Origin of the sequence: Legionella sp. PATHC035 (assembly GCF_026191115.1) — a bacterium.
In the GTDB taxonomy this organism is placed as follows: Bacteria; Pseudomonadota; Gammaproteobacteria; order Legionellales; family Legionellaceae; genus Legionella.
In genome coordinates this window covers 1,858,978-1,884,111 of the sequence record NZ_JAPHOT010000001.1, presented here as the reverse complement: position 1 = coordinate 1,884,111, position 25,134 = coordinate 1,858,978, and the positions used below count along the sequence as shown (strand labels likewise).

The following is a 25,134-nucleotide window of genomic DNA, read 5'->3' as shown; positions in this document are numbered from 1 at the left end:
TAGCTCTAAAGAAATAAATCATTCATAAGGACAAAACATGTTAACTATGAAGCAATGGAAAAAAGCTATTTTTGCGTTGTGTTTGCTCGGAACCACCTTTGTTGTTTGCTCCTGTAATACCAATTCCCCCCCTTTTTCAACAAATAATGAAAAAGGTTATGGTGGAGAAGGCTCGGGAGAAGGGGGTAGTGGACATGGTGGCATGGGTGGCGTTGGCGGCGGTGCGCGATAGCTCTTTATCGCTTTACTTGGAAATGCAGACCCGTGCTGCATGACTTTTTCAACGATCATGAACCCAAGGTTTCAAGCAAAATATTTCCCTCTCAGAGGTGATCAATTATTTTAAATTACCACCTCTTCTCCCGTAACCAACGACTCATAATCCCACATTAAAAAATAATTATTTATAAAAATAATTTCTTAATTGTTCCTTAAGGTTTGATCTTTATACTTAATCTTGAACTAACAGGGAGCCCGGATGCGATGCGTGTATTAATTATTGAAGACAATGCCTTTAATGCATTTTGTTTGTCTCGACTCTTAGAGTCAGTAATTGCATCGGTATCAATAGATGTTGTGAGTAATAGTCAAGACGCATTGTCGTGTATCGATACCCATGTGCCCGATCTCGTTATCATTGATGGTGAATTGAATTTGATCGATGAATTATCGACTCATGGTCCCCAACTTGCAGCCGTTATTTTGCAAAAATATCCTCATCTTCCCCTAATTGCTTGGTCAGATTCGGAGTTTATGCGTAGTGCTTTCGCCAAGGTTTTTATTCAATCGAATCGTTTAGTTAACGAATTCAATACTTGGACAAAAACAGTCAACCCAGAGTGCATTCAAAAAACCTGGTCTTTTTATTTTGATGATGCAGTCAATGAAAAGCAACCCACATACTCTCATCATAGTCGTACTCAAAGACAAGCCAATTATCATCTTGATTGCATCTAATCCGATACGCAACTCGTATTAGAGCAGGGTAAAACGATGGGTGTACCCTAGATACCGGATGGTGATTGATCTCATTCGTCTCCAGCCGAGGGCTGAATTTTCTCCAAATATAGACTCCATTTCCAGCATTGAAGCTGATGATCAATCAGCAAGTGCATCAAACACACGCTATAATTAGAGTTATCTATTCAATGGATATATTTAAAAAAGATTCATTTCTTGAGGAAGGTACAATGGAATATGAATGGATGCAAAACTCCAATGATAAGAAAGCACAAAAAATACTCGAAAATAAAAAAACAAGTGGGAAAAAGACTCTTGGAGCATTTGGTCAACAATTGAATCAGACTGAAAAGCACAAGAGCAAAGAGAGTATGCGCGCGGAAAAAAGCATTCTCAATTTGGAGGCACAAACCATTAAAACAGACGAAGACACTTTTTATGCCAAAAGTATTTTGCAAAATATACTGGAAAGTTCCATAGATTATTCGATTGTCGCTACCGATTTAAATGGAAAAATAATCGTGTGGAATGAGGGCGCTTACCGCAATTATGGCTACCATGCTTCCGAAATGGTAAATAAAAAAAATCTACTTTTTTTACATATCCCCGAGGACATTGAATCGGGAGCAGTGCGAGAATTTATGCAAAAGGCTTTGCAGGAAGGGAAAGCTGAAGGAGTGTTTGAACGGGTTCGCAAAGATGGGTCACATTTTCTTGCTTCGGTTACCTTAAGCTTACGTCGAGATGATTCAGGTAATCCTGTGGGTTTTCTTTTAATTTCCAAAGACGTTACCGAAGCGAAGCGAGTAGAAAATCAACTGATTAAAACCAATGAAGAATTGGAACAATTTGCTTATATCACCTCCCATGATTTAAAGGCACCTTTGCGTGCAATCGAACGATTAGCCACTTGGATTGAAGAGGATAATGCCGACAAGATTGATGAGAAATCAAAAGAACACTTGGCTTTGTTACGCCAACGTACTTTGCGTTTGTCGAATTTAATTGATGGCATATTACAATATTCGCGTGCTGGTCGGGTCGATTTGAATGTTGAACTTGTGGATACTAAAACAATGTTGAAAGAGATTATCGAAGGCCTTAATCCCGAGGGCCAATTTGAGTTTATATACCCTAAACATTTACCCGTTTTTCAAACAGCGAAGATTCCATTGATTCAGGTGTTGTCCAATTTGATAAACAATAGCATCAAACATCACCATCGAAAAAAGGGCACAATCAAAATCGAGGTCGATTCATTGGGGGCATTTTATCTGTTTACGATCAGAGATGATGGCCCAGGCATTGAGCCTGAATTTTTTGATAAAATTTTTATCGTTTTTCAAACCCTCAAATCAAGAGATGAATTGGAGTCCACCGGTGTTGGCTTGAGTATCGTGAAAAAAATTGTTGAATCTCAGGGAGGCAAGGTGATGGTGCAATCTCAGGTAGGCCATGGAACAGCAATGTCATTTACTTGGCCTAAGCAAATCAGAAAACAAAATAGTGATTAGTCCTTGCTCTTATCTTTATTAGGAAATTCGAGTAAATTCCAATAACGGTGTAATGATGAAATGATTTCCATAAATTGTGACACCTGAAAAGGTTTTACTATATAGCCAGCCACATTTAAGTTGTATGCCTCTATTTTATCCTTCTCACTATTTGATGTGGTAAAAATAAAAATCAGCAGTGATTTCAATTGATTATTGGCGCGGATATTTTTCATAAATTCTATGCCATTCATTTTAGGCATATTGATGTCCAGGATAATAATTTGGGGGGTGGGCATAATCTTTTTCTCGCCATTTAACCCCAATAATTTATTTAATGCTTCTAATCCGTTTGTTGCAATGTGAAGGGGGTTATCAATATTATTTTTTTTAAAGGTTCTTTGCATGTCTTTGATATCAATTACATCATCGTCAATGATCATGAAATGAATTGATTTATCCAATTGATACATAATTTTATCCTTCTCTCTATGTATATAAATTATAGGCAATAAATTTAATTTTTTTTCAAAATTGATATATTTTTAGTACTATAATTAATGTAAGCCTCATAGAGGTACTGGCGCTAAATTTTTTTAGCCTAAATATTTCCCGATTTCCGCAAACTTTTAAATGTCATTTAAAGTACAGGAATGCGCGGTTGGAGAATGGTTATGGAAACACGCAAGAACGCCGTTGATATTCTGTATATCGAGGATGATGTTGTCGATGTCGAGGGTGTAAAGCGCATATTTAAAAAAGTTAAAGAATCTTGTGCGATTGAAGTCGCTTTCAATGGTGAGGAAGCACTGAACAAATTATTGGGACGTTATGGGCAAGAAAAAATCCATCCCAAGGTGATCCTTCTCGATATTAATGTACCCAAAGTAAACGGCATTGATCTGCTAAAAATTATTCGAAAGGATCCCTCATTAGCCTTTACAGAAGTTTTTATTTTGACAAATGCGTATACAAAAGAAGATAAGCTAGCAATTAAAGATTTAAATGTGAGAGGGCAAATTATTAAACCTTTAGAATATGGTGATGCGTTGAATATTTATTGGGCAACGCACCATACCTAATAAAGTCGCATAATCTTCATTTTTTCTTTTGGTTCAAATAAAATTGCCTTATTCTAGAGGCTATGATCAATGCGCCTCGTCAATTTAATTTGTTTTATAAATTTGAATTACATTACTTGCTAATTGACGAGCAGAGTAACCAGTCCAGCGGGATCCCGCTACATACAGCAAACCTTGTTCCGTATGATAAACTCCGACTCCAATTGCTGCAATAATTGGTGCAACACCCAGTTTAATTTCACATTTTTCTGGGGATTCGATGCAAAGAGAATTCATTGTGGCTTGAGAAATAGTGATTGAAGTGCCTGGAGCAATTGAACAACTCCCGGTATCTAGGCAATCGTAGTTAAAAACGTGTGCTTCTGCTATTTGGTCACTCGAATTAATAATCATGAGATCTTGAGCTGCCTGGGCGCTCCATCCAAGAGAAAAACAAAGAATAGCTAAAGTGGGGTGTAGTATCTTATGAAACATCTTCTTAGTCCCTTTAAGTGTTTCAAAAAGAATAATAGAAGAGCACGCGGAATACAATTCTAATTCACCTTATATTCCGCCAAAATTTTTAATGGGCGGCATCCCAATTAGTCCCCGTACCAATAGAGACTACAAGCGGAACGGACAGTGTCACCGCATGTTCCATCAATTCACGAACTCTTGTTTTGCAGGGCTCTACTTCTTCTTTATTGACTTCAAAAACCAACTCATCATGGACTTGCATAATCATTTTTGCAGGTGGATTTTTTTGCTCATTTTGCCATTTAGCTATGGATATCATGGCTTTTTTAATGATGTCTGCTGCAGTGCCTTGCATCGGCGCATTAATTGCAGTTCGTTCAGCTGCTTTTTGTCGTACCATATTGCGCGTATTAATTTCAGGTAGGTACAAACGTCTGCCGAATAAGGTCTCTACATAACCGAGCTGATGAGCCTGTTGGCGGGTTCGATTCATGTATTCTAAAACTTTAGGATAACGCTGGAAATAAGTATCGATGTAATATTGCGCATCCTGCCGTTCGACGCCAATTTGTTTTGCCAGGCCGAAGGCAGACATTCCATAAATCAAGCCAAAATTGACTGCTTTTGCTCTGCGACGTTGTTCGCTGCTCACTTCTTCTAAGGGTGTTTGAAAAATTTCGCTGGCTGTTGCTGCATGAATATCCCAACCTTGGGCAAAGGCTTTTAGTAAATTTTCATCCTGTGATAGATGCGCCATGATCCGCAATTCGATTTGAGAATAATCTGCTGCAAGGATAATGCAATTATCGGGAGCGATAAATGCGGTACGAATCAGACGCCCCTCCTCACTTCGTATAGGAATATTTTGCAAGTTGGGTTCACTTGAGGAAAGTCTACCTGTAGCAGTAACCGCTTGGTTATAGGATGTGTGCACTCTATGAGTTTGTGGATTAATTTTTTTAGGCAGGGCGTCAATGTAGGTAGAAACCAGCTTGGTAAGACTGCGGTATTCAAGGATTACCGCAGCAAGACGATAATCATAAGCGAGCTCTTGTAATACAGACTCCGCTGTGGAAGGTTGTCCAGTTGGTGTTTTTGCGATGACAGGCAGTTTATGGGAATCAAAGAGAATTTCCTGTAATTGTTTGGGGGAGTTCAAATTAAAAGGTTTGCCTGCCAGATGTAATGCTTCCTGTTCTAAGGCATAGATCCGCTCTTTCAAACGGTTCCCATGTTGCTCCAAGGTCACGGCGTCTATGAGCACACCCAATCGCTCCATATCGGCAAGTACGGTGACTAATGGCATTTCGATGTCATTGAATACACTTTGCACTGATTCGGGGATAGCCGGAAAGAGTTTATTGTGCAACTGCAAGGTTATTTCTGCATCTTCTGCTGCGTAAGCGGCTGCCTTTTGCACTGGAATTTGATCGAAACGTAATTGTTTTGCCCCTTTACCAGCAACTTCTTCATAACTTATTGTTTTATGCCCCAAATATTTTAAGGCTAATGAATCCATATCATGACGCCCGGCACCACTGTTGAGGACGTAAGACTCTAACATCGTGTCGTAACGTATGCCTTTTAAGGTAATGCCATGGTTTTTCAACACCGCATAATCGTATTTGAGGTTCTGACCAATTTTTTTTATTTGCGGATTTTCTAAAACAGGTTTTAAAGCGGTTAATACTTCTTCACGAATTAATTGAACTGTTCCATCTGTATGAGTAAATGGGATATAGACCGCTTTTCCCTCTTCAATCGCTAAAGAAATGCCAACGATCTCGGCCAACATAATGTCTATGCTGGTTGTTTCGGTATCGATACAAAATGCCTGGCATTGTTCCAGTTGATTGAGCACATGATCGAGTTGCTGGTTCGTTGTGATTAGTTCAAAGGGTATACTGGAGATCCCTGGTTTGTTCGAGGAGGTGCTACCCTCTTCTCCAAGGAGCTCTTTGAGCCAGTTTTTGAATTCAAATAGGCGCGTTAATTCAATAAGCTGCTCTTTATTCACTGGCTTAGGTTTTAACTCACCCCAATTGAGAGGTAGCTCAACATCGGTTTTGATCGTTACTAACTTTTTGGATAAGGGGAGTTGCGGAATACTGGCTCGTAAATTCTCGCCAATTTTACCGCCAATTGCGTCTGCGTTTTGGAGTAGGTTATCCAGATTTTGATATTCATTAAGCCATTTGACCGCTGTTTTGGGCCCACATTTGCTCACTCCAGGAATATTATCGACGGTATCGCCAATTAGAGTAAGATAATCAATGACTTGTTCTGGTTTTATGCCAAATTTCGTTTGGACTCCTTCAATATCCATGGTGGTGTTGCTCATGGTATTGATTAGCGTAATATGTTCATTAACCAACTGGGCCATATCTTTATCCCCAGTAGAAATGACAACTGGGATTCCTTGTTCCGTGGCTTGTCTTGCAAGGGTTCCTATCACATCATCTGCTTCAACGCCATCGATAATCAGTATGGGTAGCCCCATGGCTTCTAATAACTGAATTAAGGGCGCAAATTGGATGCTTAAGTCATGAGGCATGGGCGGCCTATGAGCCTTATATTCTGGATACCATTCATCCCTGAACGTTTTCCCCTTGGCATCAAAGACTACGGCTAATTCTTCCGGCTGATAATCTTTAATGAGCTTTTTAATCATATTGGCTACCCCGTAGATGGCTCCTGTGGGTTGCCCTTTTGAGTTAGTCAAAGGCGGTAGTGCATGAAATGCACGAAAAAAATAGGATGAGCCATCAATGAGAATCAAGGGTGATGTCATGGTTACTCTGCCTCTTCTTTGGCAAGTTGTTTCTTCAATAATTCAATTTGTTCCGCAAGCGCTTTAATATTTTTGCGCATCAAGGGAATGCGATTAACCCCCAGCTCATGTTGAATGGCCAGATCTTTGGGACGAGCGGGATTTCCTAAATAAATATTCCCTTCTTTCAGATGTTTGTTCGGTGGTACTCCTGTACGGGCCCCTAAAATTACCCCATCATCAATGCGTACATGATCACTCACACCAACATTGGCAGCAAAAATTACATGATTTCCTGAAGTGGTGCTGCCGGCGATACCGGTAAAACCACAAAGGATGTTGTGCTTACCTAATTTAACAGAATGAGCTACTTGGACCAGATTATCAATTTTAGTCCCTTCACCAATAACCGTTGCCCCCATTGTGGCTCGATCAATTGCGGTATTTGCACCTATCTCTACATCATCCTCAATAATGACCCGTCCAACATGTGGAACTTTGAGATGTTTGCCATCAACAAAGGTATAACCAAACCCATCGGAGCCTATAACCGTAGAGGCATGAATAATGACCCTAGAGCCAATTTGACATTTATCGTATACGGTGACATGGGAGTGTATGGTGGTATTATTTCCTACAGTCACATCACGGCCAATATGAATGTGACTTTTTAAAATACTGTGATCCCCGATAATGCTGCCTGCTTCAATCACTACGTAAGGGCCTATAAAGACGTCATTTCCCAACTGCACTCCTTCGCCAATGACTGCAGTAGGATGAATACCAGGAATCGTTTTTTGCGGCGGATTAAAATGATGCATCAAAGAAATGAAGGCTTTAAATGGATGCTTTACCTGTATTAATGGTTTTTTTGAAACAGAAGTCTGTTCGTTGACTAATATGGCAGCTGCTGGTGAGGCTTCTGCTAATTTCACATTTTCATTACTATCAGCAAACACAATGCTTCCGGGGCTAATTTCATCAATAGGTGATAAGACAGAAACTTTTATTGAGTCATCACCAATGACTACCCCTTGTACTTTGTTTGCTATATCACGTAGTGAATAACTCATCTGTTGGCCTTTTTTTATAAAATAGCTGATTATATACTCAAGAAACTTCCATGGCTATGTTTTAGGCTGCTTCATTTTTGTGGATGAAAATCTGCATCAAGGGAAGAATGCAAACCATTTAGCTGATAAAGAGTTAAATCGCTCGTGAGCCGTTTTTGATTTATTCGCTCATGATCCCAACAAGGTATCCTTGTTGAAAAAAATTCAGCCTCTGTTCTCTTTGTTCTAATGAGAAAGGTCAACTGGAGAATGTTAATGTTTCTTCCTCAAGACGTAATGATTCTATTTTTAGCGTGATCGCTTGCAAGAATAACTCTTCTATATTTTGACCTGTTTTTGCGCTTGCAGTCATATAACCTAAATTATTAGCCTTAATAAAACGGTTCAATAGTTTGATGTCCAATTCTTGATCAGCCACTGCATCACTTTTTAACCCAACTAGAATAATTTTTCCCAACGTATTCCTATCCAAATCGATTAATTTCGTCCAGCCATTTTATAGCACCATCAAAGGTTACTTTTTCGGTTAGATCAAAACCTATAATCGCAATGTCTGCCTCTTTAAAATATAGCCTGCATAAATTGCCATACCGTGCTGCGCCGGATATATCCCATATATGAAGATTTACTGTGTCTCCATTGACTTCAAACAATTTATGGTAAAAATTTACGCCCATTGACGCGCTGACATTGGCAGGGTATTTTCCCGAAGTAAGTGTTTGTAATAGCGAGGTTTTGCCGCAAACGTCGCCGACAAAAATCACCTTAAACGATGGGAGCATCTCTTGCCCCTTTAGTTCTTGCAGTTCAATGTTTGTACCAAAAAAGCCAATTTTGGTTTTCATTTTTAGAGCTCCCTGGGAATTTATGTAATCATACTGATAAAAATTCGACATGCAATCAAGTCCTAAACCCATGAAATAAGAAATGGCTGCCTCAAGGTTTTAACGAGGCAATAATAGTCTAACTTCTCTAACTCAATAGCCACTGTACCTCTGCACACGCGACAATTCTCGCAGACGAGGTATAGAAAAGTAGATCCAAATACTGTATAAAATTACCCTGAATGATCAGGATTTCATGATGAAAAATCAAAAGGATATGTAATGTTTAAAAAAATAATAGTTTCAGGATTTTTTGCATTCCTTTCAATCAATGTCTTTGCTACTGAAGACCTCTATGCCCCTGTTTTACCGCAGGTGTGGTCGTCGATTATTATTGCAAGCGGGGGACCAGCTTGGTCTAATCCGGGGAAAGATCAATATCTTTATCCTTTCCCGCCACCCCAATACAACCGTTATCTTGCCGATTCGAAATCGGATTGGTTAGGCACTGGCGAACTCTTTTTTGGGTTGCAGCATTTTATCGGTGCGAGCAATGTCATTGCTCAATTTGGTCTTGGAGTTGCAGCAGCCAGTGATGCCTCTCTTTCGGGTACAGTTACAGTGAATGGAGTTCCCGATGTTTATACCTATCAGTATCAAGTAAGCCATTTCCGGGCAGAGTTTAAAGGTAAACTCATTGCTAACGGTTTTCAAACGCTACAGCCTTATCTTAGTGGTAGTTTTGGTGTAGGTTGGAACCATGCTCATGATTGGCAGCCTACAACAATCGATCCTATTCTTTATCCAACGTATTGGTTTACCACCTCCAGTATCGTCGCCTTTTCTTATACTCTTGGCGCGGGTGTCCAAAAAATGTTAACTCAGAATTGGCAAGTAGGTGCCGGAGTTGAATTTGCCGATTGGGGTAAAAATTATTTGGGGGGGGATGGAGCAACTTTGAACCAAGGTCCAGGCATGCCTCATTTATATACTACTGCCTTAATGTTCAGTATAGGTTATATGTATTAACCAGCCGATTGCTTTTGCACCAGAAATTATACCAAGATGTAGGTTGGCCCAAGGGACAACCTACACCGCTACAATCCATCAATGAGTATCAGTTAGGTTAAATAGCGTGTCCTAAAGCTGCCTGATTTGTTCCTCATTTGATGTATCTTCGAAGGATCAACGCCATGTTAGCCCCTCCAAAAGCGAAATGATTGGATAGGACGATATCAATAGCCTTTTTACGTGCTTCATTTGCTACATAATCCAAATCACAATCAGGGTCGGGGGTTTCTAAGTTAATCGTAGGCAGCAACAAATCATGTTGCAGACTAAGTGAGGTGGAAATGACTTCCATGACTCCAGAAGCTCCGATAGCATGCCCAATCATTGACTTTTGTGCCGTGATTGGGAGCTCATAGGCTTGTTCACCGAATAGTGATTTAATCGTTTGCGTTTCAACTCGATCATTTAATGGAGTACCCGTACCATGAGCTTTCAGATACTGAATATCGCGCGGTGATAATTTTGCATCATCTAATGCCTCTTGAATCGCACGTTGCTGCCCTTCCGAAGAGGGTGCGGTAATATGAAAGGCATCACAGCTGGAGCCAAAACCAATTATTTCTGCAAAAATATTAGCTCCACGAGCTCTGGCTTGATTTAATTCTTCAAGAATTAAAACGCCAGCTCCCTCAGCCATTACCATCCCGTCCCGATGCAAATCAAAAGGGCGGCACGCTTTTGTTGGATTTTCATTATGAGTAGACAATACCTTTAATTTGCACCAGGCAGACATCATTGATTCCCAAAGTGGTGCTTCTGTACCGCCACAAATCGCCGTGGAAATCCTCCCGTGAGCAATTTGATGGTAGGCGGCGCCTATGGCATCAGCTGATGAAATACAGGCATTGGAAATGGTTGAGTTAGGTCCGCCAAGACCAAAGGCAATCGCAACAAAATTGGCAATTGAGTTGGCCATGCCTCGGATCACCGTCAGGGGTTGCATTTTTTTCCAATTATCCGCGAAGAAATATTGATAACTTGCTTCTGATTCGGGATAGCCTCCCATGCCAGTACCCATGAACGTTCCCGCTTTACTGAGCTCATGGGCGGTAAGTCCAGACTGTTCTATAGCATTATGTGTGCAATAAAGAGCGAATTGGGCAACTCGTGGATATCGTTTGCTTTTATTCAGTTCGGGAAGATGCTCTAGGGAAAAATCAGTAATTTCACCAGCTATTTGAGTGGGATATGCAGAAGGATCATAACCTTGGATGCGTTTTATTCCGCATTGTCCCTGTTTTGCAGCCTCCCAAAATTTACTTAAGCCTGTTCCTATGGAGGAGGTTATTTCCATGCCGGTTATCACAACCCTTTTTTTCATCAATGATCCTTTTAATTTTAATGGATGACGCTTTTTATGTACGTTGAAAGAGCGACTTCGATGTGAATAGCTGATCGGACAATACTAAAGGTGGGGTTTAAATTCTGTCAAGCTCTACGATGAGGTTTTATTTTACAGAAAAATGCTTGCCCAGATACATAAAGCGTCTGGGAAAGCATGATGTAAATTAATGGGGGTGTTTTGGCTTAACCAATTTTTGCAAGGTGTGCAGATCGATTTCCCAGTATTCACATGAGTTTTGCGTGAGAAAACCGAGTCGGGTATAGAGGTTTAAAGCCTTTTGGTTGTGCGTTTCTACATCGAGATTGAGCTCCGGCTTACCTTCGCTTAAAGCATAATTAATGCAATGGGAAATCAATGCTGTACCCAGACCCTTTCCTTGGCGAACGGGTAAAACGGCAATATCAGAAAGGGTAGCCCCATGTTTTTGCCAGCGTATATGAGCCTTTCCAATAAGATGGTTGTCTTCAAAGGCCAATATTATTTGATAGGTTCGATCGCTTAATATGTGTTCAAAACGAGGAATTAATTCGGATTGAGTTTTAAAAAAACATGCTTCATCCAGAACACAGAGTAAAGGAATATCCTGTTCCGTTGCAGTGCGATAGGTCAGATTTTTCTTATAATCCAGAAGGGGATTTAAATCATGCCGCTCCATGTAATATTCGCTATGCATATAAATGAATCCGCGATCCGCAATCCATTGCTCATTCAGATGCGAAGGACTAGAAAAAACCAATTTAAAAAAGCCATGTTCTTTCACTAAAGGCAAAATGGTGTGAAGCATTTTTTTAGCAATGCCTTTACGTCGATAATCTGGATGAACCAGCACTGAGATTTCAACCGCGTCTTCATAAAAGAAAAAAACACTTAAGAATCCAACTAAATGGTGTTTGTCATAATGCAGTAAAATCGTAGGTAAATTGCGTTTTTGAGTCAGTAAATGAGTGTATAAATTAGGGACGCTGCCATCCTTTTTTTTACAGACGTTTTTTAATTGTTCGAGATCATTGAGTTGATCTTCATTGAGTTGGTTTGTATTACTAAGCATAATTTAATAATTAGAACTTGTTTTTCTAAAGAATAGCTTGTTTTGCCTTAATTTGCTCTCATTAAAGTTGAAAATTTATTAAAAATGTAAGTTTAAAACGGCTACTACAATTTCTAAAATGATCAATACAATAATGATAATCTCTAAATTATGACCATGTCGATTGTCCAAGTAACCATTAAACATATCAAAGATTTCATTGAGAGTGTCCAAGCGATGGTTAATTGCATTGACACGTCTTTGGATGTGTAAGTAGCGTTCCAACATAGAAAAGTGCTCTTCTAAAGTTGGATGTTGCCAAAAATATTTTGGATGATAAAGGAAATTACTAATTAAATTCATTTCACTTTTAGCACCAAGTATTTCTCCAATAATCTGTTGGATTTGGGTGCGGCTAATTTCCATCTCACCCGTGATTGAAAGAGTTTGGATCATCGGATTATATTTTTCAATCAGCGCATCAATGATGGTTTCAAAATATTGTAATTTTACTGATTGAGAAAACCCGTAAGAGAGGCTGAGCTTGAGCTCATCACTCTCATCTTCGATGGTTAAACAATCGACATCGAAAAAATCATGGGGCTCAATGGTGGTTTTATCACTGAGCTGATAATGAAATTCATCATGCACTAAAAGAGTTACGGGTTTATCAATTAGGAGTTTGATCGTATTTAAGTAATCATTAATTTGATAACGTTTGATCCCCCAGGAAACCACCGTACCATTTTTAAAAATAAAAATGGTATGATCTTTGTTGTGGTTTGCACTTAATTTAAGAACATCTCGGGTCTTCAATGAAGTAAATTCAGTGGAAGAACTTTTAAAATGATTGTCCACTCGTGCTAAATCAATTGTTTTGGCAATACAAAAACTCAAGCATTCCATGATGGTAATAACCCGCGAAATAAAACTCTTTAAGGTAAAAAATAGAGATACAAACAGCCGTACCTAATACCCGATATCAGGATCAGGTACAGCATTTTACAATATATAATAATTATCTCAACTTTAACTATTATACACTATCTGCAACTTCGCGGCTTGGATAAGTTTTTTTTCTGTCAGTCGCGCCACCTAACCATTGCGGGCAAACTTCTAAAATTTCTGCAATCTTGTTGAGCTGTTCGTTCGCTGGAAGTATATGGCCGAAAATTAAAGAATTTGCTAAATGCCGTGAAACACCAAAAACTTTAGCTACCGCTTTGATTTTCTCCGCTAAATCTTCAGGAAAGCCCAATGAAGCTAACTCGCGATTGAAGCGTTGCGAAAATACTTTACTGTTCATTTTCTCCTCCATGAAAAAAATATTCAGCATCATGCTGACCTATCCCAGATACCTGTCAATCCATGATTCAGGTAAGAGAGTTATAACTCATTTTTTTTTAATAGCAAAGAGTTTTTTAGCTTGAAATCATATAGTTATTATTTAACTTGCCATTATGATAACTAGTTGACCAGTAGCGGTTCAAAATCAGCGACAAACCTCAGCAGAATGTGAGGCTAGCCGTAAAATGAAGGCAGTGCATCGAGAACATAATTTTGTTTAATTGGTAGATTAATCGCATAATATTTATGCGATACGATAAATAATAATTCTTGCGATGAGGTTAGAAAAATATAGCCTTATATTTGATTGAGGTGTAAAAATGGGTAGTAGCTATGAAAATATTTATGCAGAATTAGCTGCCAGGAAAAATGTGCAACGGTTTGAATAGGATACATGAACTGAATGAAAATCCACCAGAAAGTATCGCTAAAAATAAAATCAAAAAGATTCCATTAGTCGCTCCAGCAGTCATGAAAAACCCGCTATTACAAATTATTGGCAACCTACCCACGCTTTATCGAAATCCAAGCGATAAAGATGAACACGCACAATTGGTTGGACAACGAGGAATAAAACGGGAGGGTGGGGCTTCTGCTCTTTCATCGCTAGGGGATTTTATCACCTTTGTCGCTAATGCGTTTAAGAACCTGGAACGATTTTTCAAAAGAGAGGATGTGGATAAGCTCATTCCGGTAGAAGTCCATTATTCTGAAAACGATGGCTTGGTCAACAAATCGAATTTTGAAGAACTTGCAGCGCTTCAACGTAGTCCTAAGACTGAGCTTAAGGCTCAAATTTTTAAAAATCCTGAGGGAAAACACCATCTTCACGCAGCGCCAAGTTCGACGCTAGTTGAAGGAGTTGAACAGCTTCCAGATGTCGATGATGAGGGAGCTTCATTAAAGTTATAAGCGTACCTATAATCGGGCTTCGGAGGATTCCTGAATCTCCTCGATTTCAATAAATGATATGTTGAAATCCGATAATGTATTGCTTAGATTCAAAGAAATTTCTTGAAAAAATCTATTCTTTCTTTGATATTGATCAGCAAGCGACAGTCCAAAAAAATTAAAGATACTACAAATAACAGCAAGGAAACCGTAGAAAGCCGATTTAACTCGCGCATCGCTTTCGATGGCCGCTTGATAGTGAGAACAAACAAACTTGAGTTCTTGCTCAAATTCTGCATGTTTTTTAAATTGTTGCATGGGGGATAATTTAAAATAGTCGTCTGTTAAAACAGTGAGTTTTACCAGCGCACTTTCTAATTCTCGGGCATAAGGAACATTATTCATTTTTAATTGTTCAATTGTTTCTTCAACTTTTTTTAATTTATCCCTCGCGTCTTGCTCTGGATGAGTGAAATTTTTTTTCAAATACAGATTATAAGCCACGGTAAGAACATGAAATGCAACGAGTTCATTTCGGCATTCAGAATGGCTTAACTCACGGCTAAACGAATCCAGCATGGTTCCAAGGTAGGGATGTATTTGGATTCCATGCACAGCAACGCCTACGAGGTTATCGATCAAGTCCATAAATTTATCGGGTTCGATGCTATTGGAGGTCGTTACGGCATGATCAAAGACCAGAAAAGCAGAAGCAGCCAGTTTTTTTTTATTGTGCAGATCGTCAGGATTCTTAAAATAACTGATTAATGACGCTCTGAATTCTTTGCTTAAATTATTAGGCATTAAAAAAATGCAATTTATTTTAAGTGTAACTGAGTGTAATAAAAAAACTTGAATTGGTAAATAAAAAAAACAAAGAGATTAAAAAATAGATCATCTTGGGTCTGGAGAAAATCGCTTTGACTCTATTTCGTATTCGCCTAGAGCGGATCAATGAAGCTATTTTCGATCAAAATGAGAATTAATTTATAAATTTTTGCACTATTCGTATGAAATAGGGTATAATGCTGGGCTGAAATTAATGAAGGTTCCCTCTTTTTTTAGACAACTTCATATTTTTATAATTCTTTGTAATGGCTTAGGGAAAATAATCCATTTCAAGAAATATTTATTTCATATTAGGAGTTAAAACAGAATGATGAAAATAGCCTCTGTAATATTGGGTTTGGTTTTAACTGGTTACGTTGTTGCAGACAATCCTAAAGAAATAGCAACTCATAAAGTTTCCCTTGCTGGCTTGCAACCAGGTGAAGGCCGTTATATTCGTAGTGATGTATTCGAAAATAATAAATTTCAATCAGGTACCTATTTTTGTGCGGGCGCTGATAGTGTTCTATACGATATACAGTACGTATTTTCAAAAAGCCAAGAACCATTCCATGCAGAACATTTGATTAAATTTTCAATATGCCAAGATGAAACTATGGCTCAATGCCAAGAGTTTGCTACGGATAAATATCTTACCTATAGAAATCTTGATGGATATTTGCAAAATGATGTGAGTCAATCAACGGTAGATGTGTCTCCACTAAAAATGGTTTTTCAATCGTGTGAACCAAGCGCAGAGATGGATGAATTGGTTAAACGATCAATTTATGAAAATGAGCGTCGCTTTTCACATGTAGGTTGACGACGTTTCTTCTTGAGCACGTGTCACCATGCCTTGAGAACACCATGGGTTACGCGTGCTTCACTCAGGCTGTCATGATGTTTGTTTTTGCACCAATCGAATACAACCCCCCTTTATTAAATTTTGTAAACTCCATTCAAAGTTTCACCTGAACTGATGGATGAGTAGTTCAATGATGCTCATTTAAAAATTATCCATGTATTAATTTGGAGGAATAGTGAATGAAAAAAATAAGCGTATTAGGATGTTGGTTTTTACTCATGCTTGCATGGGATGCGCACTCCTACCAAACTCGAGACAGTAAAATTTACAATGACAAAGGGCAGCTTATTCATATCAATGGCCTATCCTGGTCGGGATTTCAGGACTCAAATATTCTGCAGGGTTTACAAAGCAATCCTTTTTACGCCATACCAACCCTTAGTTCCAACCCAAGAGCTTATGGAATGATGGATTTAATCAGTAACCCAGAGAATTTTCCAAGTTCGGGTGTAGATAAAAATACAGCAGTGAATTTTAAGACCTTACGATTACCCATACAACCTGAGGTGCTTTATGATGAGCAACATGAGGTTGATTTGAATAAATGGATTTCGGACAAGTCCTCCCCAAATGCGGGCAACGGTATATTTTGCAAGACATGGCAAAGTAACGGTATGGCGTGTGAAAAAGCAGTGAGTCCTAAGCAAGCTTTTTGGATCGTTTTGCACGAATTAAAAAAGAAAAATATCAAGGTAATGATTGATATCCACCATCGCCATGGTTATGGTGATGTGATGCGCGACGGAACGGTATATGAGATGAAGCAATATGAGCAAGACATTGCTCTTTTAGCTACAGAAATTAAAAACCGTAACTTAGACAATGTCATAGGCATTGACATTTTTAATGAGCCTTACCGATTAAATTGGTTTAAATCTCATGACTCTCAAGTCCCATGGACTAAAGTTATCGCCACAGCTGCCAATGCAGTACAGAAAAATAACCCTGATTTACTGTTGTTTGTCGAAGGCCCTGATTCAGGAAATGATGATTCGAATAACCCGGTAATTTGTATCCCTAAATCACAAGTAGTGAATGACAATGGATACAGCCATTCTCCAGATCCTTCTTTATGTGGCAATTTAGAGCGTGTGTTTTTTAAAGGAAATTGGGGTGAGGATTTTAAACCTTTGCTGGATGAAATGCAGGCTAAAAATGGCATTGCTGTTTTTGATAAGAACAAATTCAAGAATGAGTTAATTAAGCAAGGTATAAATGATTCTGCATTATCCTGGCTGCTGGGTGATGATTCGGCTCAGAATGGTCATGTGGTTTTCTCACCCCATGTCTATCCTGCTGAGGTTGCAGGATGGGAAACAGGGCCTGGGATGCCCAGTCAATTACGTTTTGATTGGTCATGGGGATTTTTATATCAAGCGGGATATCCTGTTGTCCTGGGTGAGGCCTCCTGGAAGACTGCAAAAGGAAAAGCCTTTTTTACCGATTCGCTCATGCCTTATTTGCAAGCCAAAATGGAGACCTCCAACCTCTTCTTTTGGGCAATTGGCTACCTTGGAGATACGGTCAGTGCGATTGACCTGAATTCAGGTGAGCTCAATTTAGAGGTACAGTACACCTTAAAAAATTATTTTGATGATGTGTAGTGGGACGGACTAGAAATTGCTCTTTTTTTACGATATCCCGTCCTCCCGAGTGCAACGAGGGATCTCCCTGTGTGGGCACTGTTTTAGAACGAGAAGTTCCCCATCTGTACTCGAGATGATGAGGACAAAGGGGAAGGTTCTGAGGCTTATGATAATGAACCCTCACCCCAACCCCTCTCCTAGAGTGGGAGAGGGGATTTCTTAATTAAAAAAACTTTACTCACTTCCCACACAATGATGACAGCTAAATACATTGTGCGGATCGTATTTGTGTTTTATCTGCAGTAGTTTAGGATAATTACTTCCCCATAAAGCAGATGGCCAATTCTTAATAAAATAATCTGCTTCGTTCGGATAGGTCCCTGAGTTAGGGCTTAAGCCATGGAGTAATTCCATCGCCTTATTCGCTTGATGGATCTCTTTTTTTGCTTTAACTAAATCCGGTTTATGACCGGCAATGTTGGCGTAGCTATTTTGTTGGCCGCCAGAAATAATGACTAAAGCGGCCGCATCAAGTACTTCTGGGTTCATGGCGGTATCTTTCTGGCGGGCAGTGGCATCAGATGAGGCCCCCGACAAACCTTTATTAAAATGAAGTGCCACTTCAGTGAAACGGGATGCATTAAAAAGGGTTTTGGCCAAATGATCGGAGTTTTCTTGAGCAAATAATTGGAAAGGGAGATACATGGATAGATAATAATTGATGTACATGGATACTTCAGCTTGATTTGATGCCCACCAAAACTCACTGGGGGAGGCCTTTTTATCTTGATTGACCACAATGGCATTAGGGGCATTCGCAATCAGAAAATCAAAATCCCAGTAGTGTTGTGCCGGACGTGTCGCACTATCCCATTGAAATTGGTATTGTTCCGGCTTTGTGCTTAACCAAGCTAGAAAGGGTTGCCACAGCGTGTCAACTTCAGGCTTGCTTAAACCTTCAAAAACTAAAGAGAAAGTGATTTTATTACCCGAAGTGAAGCTCACTTGCTCTCCCCAATGTTCATTATTGAGATGGTCTCGATAAAAATCGATAAAATAACGAATTAGTTGTTGGTAGGCTGCATCTGATTTCGCTGTAATTGTTCCTTTAACTTTTCCAAATGAGCTCGGGAGATCATGAGTGAGTAAGGTGATTTTACTGACAATGCCGAAGGTGCCTCCTCCGCCTCCTTTCAATGCCCAGAAAAGATCCTGGTTTTGGCAGGCGTTCGCAGTGCGTATTATGCCATCGGCAGTAATGATTTCTGCTTCGAGAATTCCTGCAGCGCCGGTACCAAATTTTTTGGAAAAACTTCCAAAGCCTCCGCCTTGAATAAATCCACCGGCAGCACCGACAGTAGTGCATCCTCCTCCTTGAACGTAACGGCCATTATTGGTCGTGACTTCTTTATATGCCTCTATCCAGCGGGTACCGGCGGCTAGGGTGACTGCAGGTTTAGGGGTCTGGGTTGTAGGACACCCCTGGGGGATAAAATGATCGTGGAGGGTGACCTTGCGCATGTTATGCGTCCAAATCAGGAGTGAATTGGCTGCATTGGAGCGACCCAGATAATCATGACCGGTACCTTTCACAACCAGCTTTATTCGATGTTGACGGGCAAAATTAACTGCCGAAGCAATTTCTTGCTCATTTTCAACTGCAACGACATAAGGACTTACTGCCGATTGCCATGCATCGACCCATCCATTCGATTGAGTTGCTCCAGGTTGCGATTCAATAAAATAAGGATTTTTAAGTTTATTGAGCATATCGCTGCATGCGATGCTGTTCGAGTTTTTAATACAAGGAGATAAGGGAGAATGTCCTTGTAGCAAATGACCGTTTACTTGTCGATTTAATGCATCCCATTGTTTTTGGCTGGGCCAACATGCTTGATTAGGTAAACAATATGCAGAAGCTCCGTAGCAAAAGCAGTGCATCAATAGAGAGAATACTATCATCCATAATTTCATTAATCATCTTCCAGAATAGTTAGTTGAAACATGTTGCTCTGTAGCCCGGATTGCGATGCACTGATCCGGGCTACAAAGTGCCAAGACAGCTTACATGCTACAGCTGCGCTGGCTTCACATTCCATGCACGACATTGCCACTCTTCAAAGGGTTCAGTATTTTCAAAGAGACACAGTGCCCCGGTCGCGATCTTGATTCCGTATTGTGCGCTAAATGTTGCAAAGTCACCAGTCAAATAGGGTGAAAACCGGGCGATCCCATTGCTGGTCACTACAAGGCATGTTTTTCCTGGGTATTCTTGACGTATACGGCTGGCAAAGTCCATCCAATTCTTAATCAGCGCGGCAGGATCTACCTTCCAACCCTCTGGCACCACCGCGCCAGATTCCCAGGCATGGATTGCTTCTTGGCCAAGACGGCCAACAACGTGTTCCTCGGGTTGATTTTCATCAGGTCCATAATCGATCTCATTGAAAATAGCCAAGGTGTTAATTGCTAACTTGGTTCCCATTGTACTTTGTGCTTGTTCTGCAGTTTGTATGGCTCTTTTGAGTTTAGAAGTGAAGATGACATCAGGAATAAGGTGGTTATTTTTCAGGTACAAACCCAACAGGCGTCCCTGATTCAGACCACTATCCACTAAGGGCAAATCAGTGACTCCCACTCGTCGAACAATGTCCCCCGGACCAAAGGTATTACCATGGCGTGCAATGAGTAATCGTGTTGTCATCGTTACCTACTCTCTAATAATTCACCGTATTGGGCAATCAATGCCTCAGCGCGCGCTACATCTTCTGGGCTATCAATGCCTGACATGTTGGCGCGACCTTTATAATCCACTGGAATGCAACGAAGGGTATAACCATTTTCCAAGAGGCGCAATTGTTCTAGTCCTTCCATTTGTTCCAATGGACTTTCTGGCAAAGTAATATAGTGTTCCAACATATCTAATGAATAGCCGTACAAGCCAATATGACGAAATACCGGGCTTAAATCACTTTTTTGGCGTAATTCTTCTTCCTTGCGGATGGCGGGAATAATATTTTTACTAAACCAATACGCATTGCCTGTTTTTTCATTGAAAACAGCTGTAGTGCCACTAAAGGGGGTGGCTTGTTTATTTTTGCGCAGATTATCCAACTGTTTCCAGGTTAACTGAGTCACCGGAGTTACAGCGTCACACGGAGAGGCAGCAAATGCATCAATCAGTGCGCGTAAGAAATCTGGGGGCGTCAGCGGGGCATCGCCCTGCATGTTTAAAATAAAATCCGGTTTGTTCGTCATGGTGCTGATGGCCTCGGCGACTCGATCAGTTCCGCTGGGCGCCTCAACTGAGGTCATTACCGAGTCAACGCCTAATTCATCGCAATGTTGGACAATTCGGGCATCATCCGTGGCAACTACCACAGAAACATTGTTTAATCCCACGACAGCAGCACGGGATAATTGCACCACGCGTTGGAGCATGGTTTGGCCATGAATCATTGCCAGAGGTTTTCCGGGTAGGCGAGTTGATGCGTAACGAGCAGGGATGACGATGGCCGTATACATGACAAAAATTGTTCCGATGTTAAAAAAGGCTCAATAATAGCCTAAATATTATACGGTTACTATAGTGGAATCAGGTTACAATAATTGCGGATTAGGCTCTTGATAAATCTCCGCTCTCGTCCATTTTGGTTCTCTCGAGTGAATGGTATATAGTTCCTAACTTGAGGTATTTGATGTTTTGAATTTTATATAAAATAAGGACGTTTTTATGAACAAATTAAATGGGTTAACCCTAGGGTTGATGTTAATCAGTGCGGCTACCGGCGCTGTTGCTGACGAATATTCTTTGGTGAAGTTAACTGATTTAGCAGGTGCATCCGGTTTTGAGAAGTCTGTTCGTGATGTAGTAAAGCAACAATGGCAGCACTCCATGAGTAAGCTTACTGTGGATGGAATGGGTAATTTAATTGGTCAATATAAAGAGGATCAAAAAGGACCTAGCGTTTTATTAATGGCGCATATGGATGAAGTAGGATACATGGTTGAATCCATTACTCCAGATGGTTTTTTAAAGATCATCCCCTTGGGCGGTATCCCTGCTTCGGTAATCTTTGCACAACGGTGGATGGTATCGACTCCCAACGGTCCTATTTTGGCCTATTCAGGAATGGACTCCACCCATCTTCTTGAGGAAGCTAAAAAAAATAATCTGCCTGCGGCTAATGCAGTGTTTCTTGATATTGGCGCAGAAAGCAAAGAACAAGCCGAAACAAAATTTAAGGTACGCCCAGGATTGCAAGTGACTCCGGCCAGTCAATTTAGTCCATTAAGTGAAAATCGCTTTTTAGCCAAAGCCCTTGATGATCGACTCGGATTGGCACTCATTGGCGATGTTCTTGATTCCATAAACACTAAGGACCGCCCCAATCAACTGTATGCTGCTGCAACGGTACAAGAGGAGGTTGGTTTGCGTGGCGCGAGTACTGTTTATCAAAGTACACATCCTGATATTACCATTAATGTTGAGGTCGGCATTGCCGATGATTACCCCGCGTTAGTTGCAAAACGTAAAGGTCGCATTGCCTTAGGTAAAGGGCCTACTTTATTTGTCTACGATCGTTCCATGATTCCTCATCAAGAACTGCTTAATTGGATTTTAGATTTAGCCAAAAAGAATAACATTCAAGTCCAATTGGAATCAGAAGTAGGTTATGGACAAGATGGATCAAAAGTGCAAGGTTCTGGCTCAGGCGTTCCCAGTATTAATATCGGTGTACCGATTCGCTATGCGCATCAACAAGCTGGAGTATTTGATAAGCGTGATTATGATCAAGCAGTTAAACTAGTGAGTTTAATTGTGACTCATCTTGATCAACACGTTGTTGATCAAATTAAAGCGGGTTAAAGGTACAGGTTGAGCCAAGCCCCTGAAGTAACTTCGGTTTGCATTAAAAAAATTTATATAAAACAGAAGGTTAAATTTTTAATAAGATGACAGGCATAGCGTGGCATGATCAAATTGTTTTCGCGAAAAACTAATAGGAAAATGGAGCTATGCATGTTGATAAGATTCTACCTCTTGAATTCACTGCAGGGGTAGAGAAAAGATCCCTGACTTTTGAGTAAATCATCATCCTTCTGATATGCGATAACGGATAAGGGAGCGATACAAAGTGCGGAGGAGAGCAGAAGGCCCAAACTACTTTAAAAATTGTTCTTTGCACTGCTGCAAAAAATATTTTGCGGGAGCGTCATTTGGATTAGTCGTCACGATTTGCTCAAAAAGGCTTGCCGCTTTATCAAATTGTTTCGCCTCATAATGACTCAACGCTTTTGTAAAAATAGGGGCAGAATCTTTTTTCAATTGCACCTCGGCTGGTGCGTTATGATTAAACACTTCATAAACTTTTATCGGCAGACTTTTGCCCTTTACTGTCGATAAGCCTAAGAAACGTAAATTATATTTTTCTTTTTGTTTTAACTGCTCGTAAGTTTCTTCACCAATTATGAGTTCGATATTAAAACTTCGCGTTAAGCTCTCAAGCCGAGAGGCAATATTGACCGCATCGCTAATGACACTGCAATCCATACGCTCCTCAAACCCAACGGTACCTACAATCAAGTTGCCTGTATTGATTCCAATTCCCACGTGGATGAGGGGAAGATTATCGCGCGCTCGTGTGGTATTAAACGTATGTAAGGCTTCTAGCATATCTAATGCGGCAGCAACAGCATCATCCGCATTATTGAATAAGGCCATAATGGCATCACCAATATATTTATCAATAAGGCCAGAATTTTTAAGAATGGCTGGATCTAAATAACTCATTAGCGTATTAAAAAGATTGAAAATTTCAACGGAAGATAATTGTTCTGCCATAGAGGTAAATGATTTTATATCTAGGAAAAGAACGGTCATGTCTTTTTCAACGCAGTCGCCAAGTTTTATGTCGGCAATATTTTTACGATTCAGCACCTTCAGAAAATCTTGGGGCACAAAGCGTGCTACGGCAATAGCATTTTGCTGGATCTCGACGAGCTTATCGATGAGTTCGTTATTGAGTACCCGGACCTTTTGTTCGGCAACTTGCAGTTCTTGAAAGTAAGAATTAGTGCGCACCATATAGCGCACCCGATAGCCTAAAAGCGTGGGATTAATAGGCTTGGTGGTAAAATCAGTCGCACCGGCCTGGAACGCTTTATTAATTGATTCATAATCTTCCAAGCCGGTAACCATCATAATCGGAAGATAACGCCAATCAGGTAGTTTGCGAATTTCAGCACATACTTCAAACCCATTTAAGCCCGGCATTTCTACATCCAGTAAAATCGCATCGGGTTTCGAAGTTTTTAGTAATGATAATGCTGCTTCACCATTCTCCGCCTGAATGATAGTAAAACCCGTTTGGCGTAGTGCATTACAGGTAATTAAACGCATGGTGGCGCTGTCATCCACAACCAAAATCACCGGACTTTCTTTTTCCATAAAGAGCTACTCTTGTTCCGTGGTACAAATTTTTGTTAAATAACTCGCAATATGCTCTAACCCAATCAGCCGATCTACAGCATTCAATGACTGAGCAACAGCCCCCATTCCAAAAACTATAGAACTTTCTTGGTTTTGAACCAAGGTATGTCCATGCGCCTGTTTTAATTCCAATAAACCCTCTGCACCATCATCACTCATTCCCGTTAATAGGAGGCCAATAGCCTTTTTCCCAGAAACCCTTGCAATTGATTGCAGTAATCGTGTAATTGAAGGACAAAAACCAGAGACAGGGGCGCCATCAACTAACCTGCAGATCAGTTGTTCATGGTCACGTTCAACTTCCATATGTTTGGGTTCAGCGGCTATGTACACTGTCCCTTTCTGCAGGGGTTCCTTATCTTCAGCATTTTTCACCCTAAGACTTATGTTTTCTCCAAGCCATTGCGCAAATCCCCGGATAAAACCGGTACCCATATGTTGAACAACCATGATAGGTAAAGGGAAATCAGGGGCTAAGTGCCCGAGAATGGTTTTCAACGCCATAGGTCCGCCAATCGAGGCGCCCATCGCTATAATTTCGTAATGGGTTGCTTTAGGATGTGCGATCTGATGTCTTTTGCTTTCCTCAAGATGTTTTTTTAATGGTATTTTTATAACGCGAATATCAGAAAAACTTCGTAGGATATCAACAATATGTTTTCTACTTTCTTCAAAAGAGGAAGAAAAGACATTCACTGGTTTTGCTAAAGCAGTCAATGCACCTGCTTCAAGAATATGAAAGGTGGCATGAATTGATTCATCATTAACCAGAGAGCTTATTACGACAATTGGTGTTGGATTTTTAGCCATAATGATGCGCGTTGCCTCAAGGCCATCCATGATGGGCATCTGAATGTCCATGGTTATGAGATCAGGTTTTAATTTTGCAGTGAGATCGATTGCTTCTTGGCCATTTTTTGCAATACCAATGACTTGCATATCTTTTTCAGATTCTATGATGTGTTGAATTAATGCAGCTTCTGTTGGCGAGTCATCAACAATTAAAATTTTTATCATAGGCCG

At 40.2% G+C, this 25,134-nt stretch carries 25 protein-coding genes; 9 read left to right on the top strand and 16 right to left on the bottom strand.

Annotation, left to right across the window (positions count from 1 at the left end):
* Window positions 1–37: 37 nt before the first annotated feature.
* The 3 genes from OQJ13_RS08330 to OQJ13_RS08320 all read left to right on the top strand — a co-directional run bounded on the left by OQJ13_RS08330 (window position 38) and on the right by OQJ13_RS08320 (window position 2,474).
* Entirely contained in the window at window positions 38–232 is a 195-nt protein-coding gene (locus OQJ13_RS08330; protein ID WP_265710411.1) for a hypothetical protein, read from the top strand.
* 251 nt (window positions 233–483) lie between these two features.
* Window positions 484–957, top strand: a complete 474-nt coding sequence (locus tag OQJ13_RS08325; protein ID WP_265710410.1) for a response regulator — start codon at window positions 484–486, stop codon at window positions 955–957.
* Between the two features lie 233 nt (window positions 958–1,190).
* Window positions 1,191–2,474, top strand: a complete 1,284-nt coding sequence (locus OQJ13_RS08320; protein WP_265710409.1) for a sensor histidine kinase — start codon at window positions 1,191–1,193, stop codon at window positions 2,472–2,474.
* Here the strand turns inward: OQJ13_RS08320 and OQJ13_RS08315 are convergent.
* Entirely contained in the window at window positions 2,471–2,926 is a 456-nt protein-coding gene (locus OQJ13_RS08315) for a response regulator (protein ID WP_265703763.1), read from the bottom strand. The two genes, OQJ13_RS08320 and OQJ13_RS08315, sit on opposite strands and share 4 nt — an antisense overlap.
* A gap of 201 nt (window positions 2,927–3,127) precedes the next feature.
* On the opposite strand from OQJ13_RS08315, the gene OQJ13_RS08310 reads away from it, so the two are divergent.
* Window positions 3,128–3,535: a response regulator gene (locus OQJ13_RS08310; RefSeq protein WP_265710408.1), complete on the top strand. Its 408-nt coding sequence runs from the start codon at window positions 3,128–3,130 to the stop codon at window positions 3,533–3,535.
* Window positions 3,536–3,619: 84 nt separating this feature from the next.
* On the opposite strand, the gene OQJ13_RS08305 is transcribed toward OQJ13_RS08310, so the two are convergent.
* The 5 genes from OQJ13_RS08305 to OQJ13_RS08285 form a co-directional block, all read right to left on the bottom strand.
* Window positions 3,620–4,009: a hypothetical protein gene (locus OQJ13_RS08305; RefSeq protein ID WP_265710407.1), complete on the bottom strand. Its 390-nt coding sequence runs from the start codon at window positions 4,007–4,009 to the stop codon at window positions 3,620–3,622.
* Between the two features lie 88 nt (window positions 4,010–4,097).
* The gene (gene polA, locus OQJ13_RS08300; RefSeq protein ID WP_265710406.1) at window positions 4,098–6,782 is read right to left on the bottom strand and encodes a DNA polymerase I; all 2,685 of its coding nucleotides are present in this window, start codon (window positions 6,780–6,782) and stop codon (window positions 4,098–4,100) included.
* 2 nt (window positions 6,783–6,784) lie between these two features.
* Window positions 6,785–7,834: a UDP-3-O-(3-hydroxymyristoyl)glucosamine N-acyltransferase gene (gene lpxD / locus OQJ13_RS08295; RefSeq protein ID WP_265710405.1), complete on the bottom strand. Its 1,050-nt coding sequence runs from the start codon at window positions 7,832–7,834 to the stop codon at window positions 6,785–6,787.
* A gap of 238 nt (window positions 7,835–8,072) precedes the next feature.
* Window positions 8,073–8,291 carry a hypothetical protein gene (locus OQJ13_RS08290; RefSeq protein WP_265710404.1) on the bottom strand — a complete coding sequence of 73 codons (219 nt, stop codon included), beginning with the start codon at window positions 8,289–8,291 and terminating at the stop codon, window positions 8,073–8,075.
* Between the two features lie 7 nt (window positions 8,292–8,298).
* A complete protein-coding gene (locus OQJ13_RS08285; protein ID WP_265710403.1) occupies window positions 8,299–8,679 on the bottom strand; it encodes a Rab family GTPase in 381 nt (126 codons plus the stop codon).
* A 261-nt stretch (window positions 8,680–8,940) separates the two neighbouring features.
* Between OQJ13_RS08285 and OQJ13_RS08280 the strand changes: the two genes are divergently transcribed.
* A complete protein-coding gene (locus OQJ13_RS08280; RefSeq protein WP_265710402.1) occupies window positions 8,941–9,687 on the top strand; it encodes a hypothetical protein in 747 nt (248 codons plus the stop codon).
* Window positions 9,688–9,820: 133 nt separating this feature from the next.
* On the opposite strand, the gene OQJ13_RS08275 is transcribed toward OQJ13_RS08280, so the two are convergent.
* From OQJ13_RS08275 to OQJ13_RS08260, 4 genes are all read right to left on the bottom strand, one after another.
* Window positions 9,821–11,050 carry a beta-ketoacyl-[acyl-carrier-protein] synthase family protein gene (locus OQJ13_RS08275; protein ID WP_265710401.1) on the bottom strand — a complete coding sequence of 410 codons (1,230 nt, stop codon included), beginning with the start codon at window positions 11,048–11,050 and terminating at the stop codon, window positions 9,821–9,823.
* A 187-nt stretch (window positions 11,051–11,237) separates the two neighbouring features.
* Window positions 11,238–12,122, bottom strand: coding sequence for a GNAT family N-acetyltransferase (locus OQJ13_RS08270; RefSeq protein WP_265710400.1), 885 nt, complete (start codon window positions 12,120–12,122; stop codon window positions 11,238–11,240).
* Between the two features lie 78 nt (window positions 12,123–12,200).
* Complete coding sequence (locus OQJ13_RS08265; RefSeq protein WP_265710399.1) at window positions 12,201–13,007, bottom strand: RMD1 family protein; 807 nt, start codon at window positions 13,005–13,007, stop codon at window positions 12,201–12,203.
* A 130-nt stretch (window positions 13,008–13,137) separates the two neighbouring features.
* Window positions 13,138–13,407, bottom strand: a complete 270-nt coding sequence (locus OQJ13_RS08260; protein WP_265710398.1) for a hypothetical protein — start codon at window positions 13,405–13,407, stop codon at window positions 13,138–13,140.
* A 410-nt stretch (window positions 13,408–13,817) separates the two neighbouring features.
* Here OQJ13_RS08260 and OQJ13_RS08255 point away from each other — a divergent pair, with 410 nt between their 5' ends.
* A complete protein-coding gene (locus tag OQJ13_RS08255; RefSeq protein WP_265710397.1) occupies window positions 13,818–14,360 on the top strand; it encodes a hypothetical protein in 543 nt (180 codons plus the stop codon).
* Between the two features lie 6 nt (window positions 14,361–14,366).
* On the opposite strand, the gene OQJ13_RS08250 is transcribed toward OQJ13_RS08255, so the two are convergent.
* Window positions 14,367–15,143, bottom strand: coding sequence for a hypothetical protein (locus OQJ13_RS08250; protein WP_265710396.1), 777 nt, complete (start codon window positions 15,141–15,143; stop codon window positions 14,367–14,369).
* A 352-nt stretch (window positions 15,144–15,495) separates the two neighbouring features.
* Between OQJ13_RS08250 and OQJ13_RS08245 the strand changes: the two genes are divergently transcribed.
* The gene (locus OQJ13_RS08245) at window positions 15,496–15,990 is read left to right on the top strand and encodes a hypothetical protein (RefSeq protein ID WP_265710395.1); all 495 of its coding nucleotides are present in this window, start codon (window positions 15,496–15,498) and stop codon (window positions 15,988–15,990) included.
* A gap of 221 nt (window positions 15,991–16,211) precedes the next feature.
* Entirely contained in the window at window positions 16,212–17,636 is a 1,425-nt protein-coding gene (locus OQJ13_RS08240; RefSeq protein WP_265710394.1) for a cellulase family glycosylhydrolase, read from the top strand.
* A gap of 216 nt (window positions 17,637–17,852) precedes the next feature.
* Here the strand turns inward: OQJ13_RS08240 and OQJ13_RS08235 are convergent, their stop codons facing one another.
* The 3 genes from OQJ13_RS08235 to kdsB all read right to left on the bottom strand — a co-directional run bounded on the left by OQJ13_RS08235 (window position 17,853) and on the right by kdsB (window position 21,143).
* Entirely contained in the window at window positions 17,853–19,592 is a 1,740-nt protein-coding gene (locus OQJ13_RS08235; protein WP_265710393.1) for an FAD-dependent oxidoreductase, read from the bottom strand.
* Between the two features lie 97 nt (window positions 19,593–19,689).
* Entirely contained in the window at window positions 19,690–20,322 is a 633-nt protein-coding gene (locus OQJ13_RS08230) for a histidine phosphatase family protein (RefSeq protein WP_265710392.1), read from the bottom strand.
* 2 nt (window positions 20,323–20,324) lie between these two features.
* Window positions 20,325–21,143 carry a 3-deoxy-manno-octulosonate cytidylyltransferase gene (kdsB, locus tag OQJ13_RS08225; RefSeq protein WP_265710391.1) on the bottom strand — a complete coding sequence of 273 codons (819 nt, stop codon included), beginning with the start codon at window positions 21,141–21,143 and terminating at the stop codon, window positions 20,325–20,327.
* A gap of 241 nt (window positions 21,144–21,384) precedes the next feature.
* Here kdsB and OQJ13_RS08220 point away from each other — a divergent pair, with 241 nt between their 5' ends.
* Window positions 21,385–22,488 (top strand): M42 family metallopeptidase, encoded by a 1,104-nt coding sequence (locus OQJ13_RS08220; protein ID WP_265711910.1) that lies wholly within the window; start codon window positions 21,385–21,387, stop codon window positions 22,486–22,488.
* A 294-nt stretch (window positions 22,489–22,782) separates the two neighbouring features.
* On the opposite strand, the gene OQJ13_RS08215 is transcribed toward OQJ13_RS08220, so the two are convergent.
* Both OQJ13_RS08215 and cheB read right to left on the bottom strand, forming a co-directional pair.
* A complete protein-coding gene (locus OQJ13_RS08215; protein WP_265710390.1) occupies window positions 22,783–24,069 on the bottom strand; it encodes a response regulator in 1,287 nt (428 codons plus the stop codon).
* Between the two features lie 6 nt (window positions 24,070–24,075).
* Window positions 24,076–25,128 carry a chemotaxis-specific protein-glutamate methyltransferase CheB gene (gene cheB / locus OQJ13_RS08210; protein WP_265710389.1) on the bottom strand — a complete coding sequence of 351 codons (1,053 nt, stop codon included), beginning with the start codon at window positions 25,126–25,128 and terminating at the stop codon, window positions 24,076–24,078.
* Window positions 25,129–25,134 lie beyond the last annotated feature (6 nt).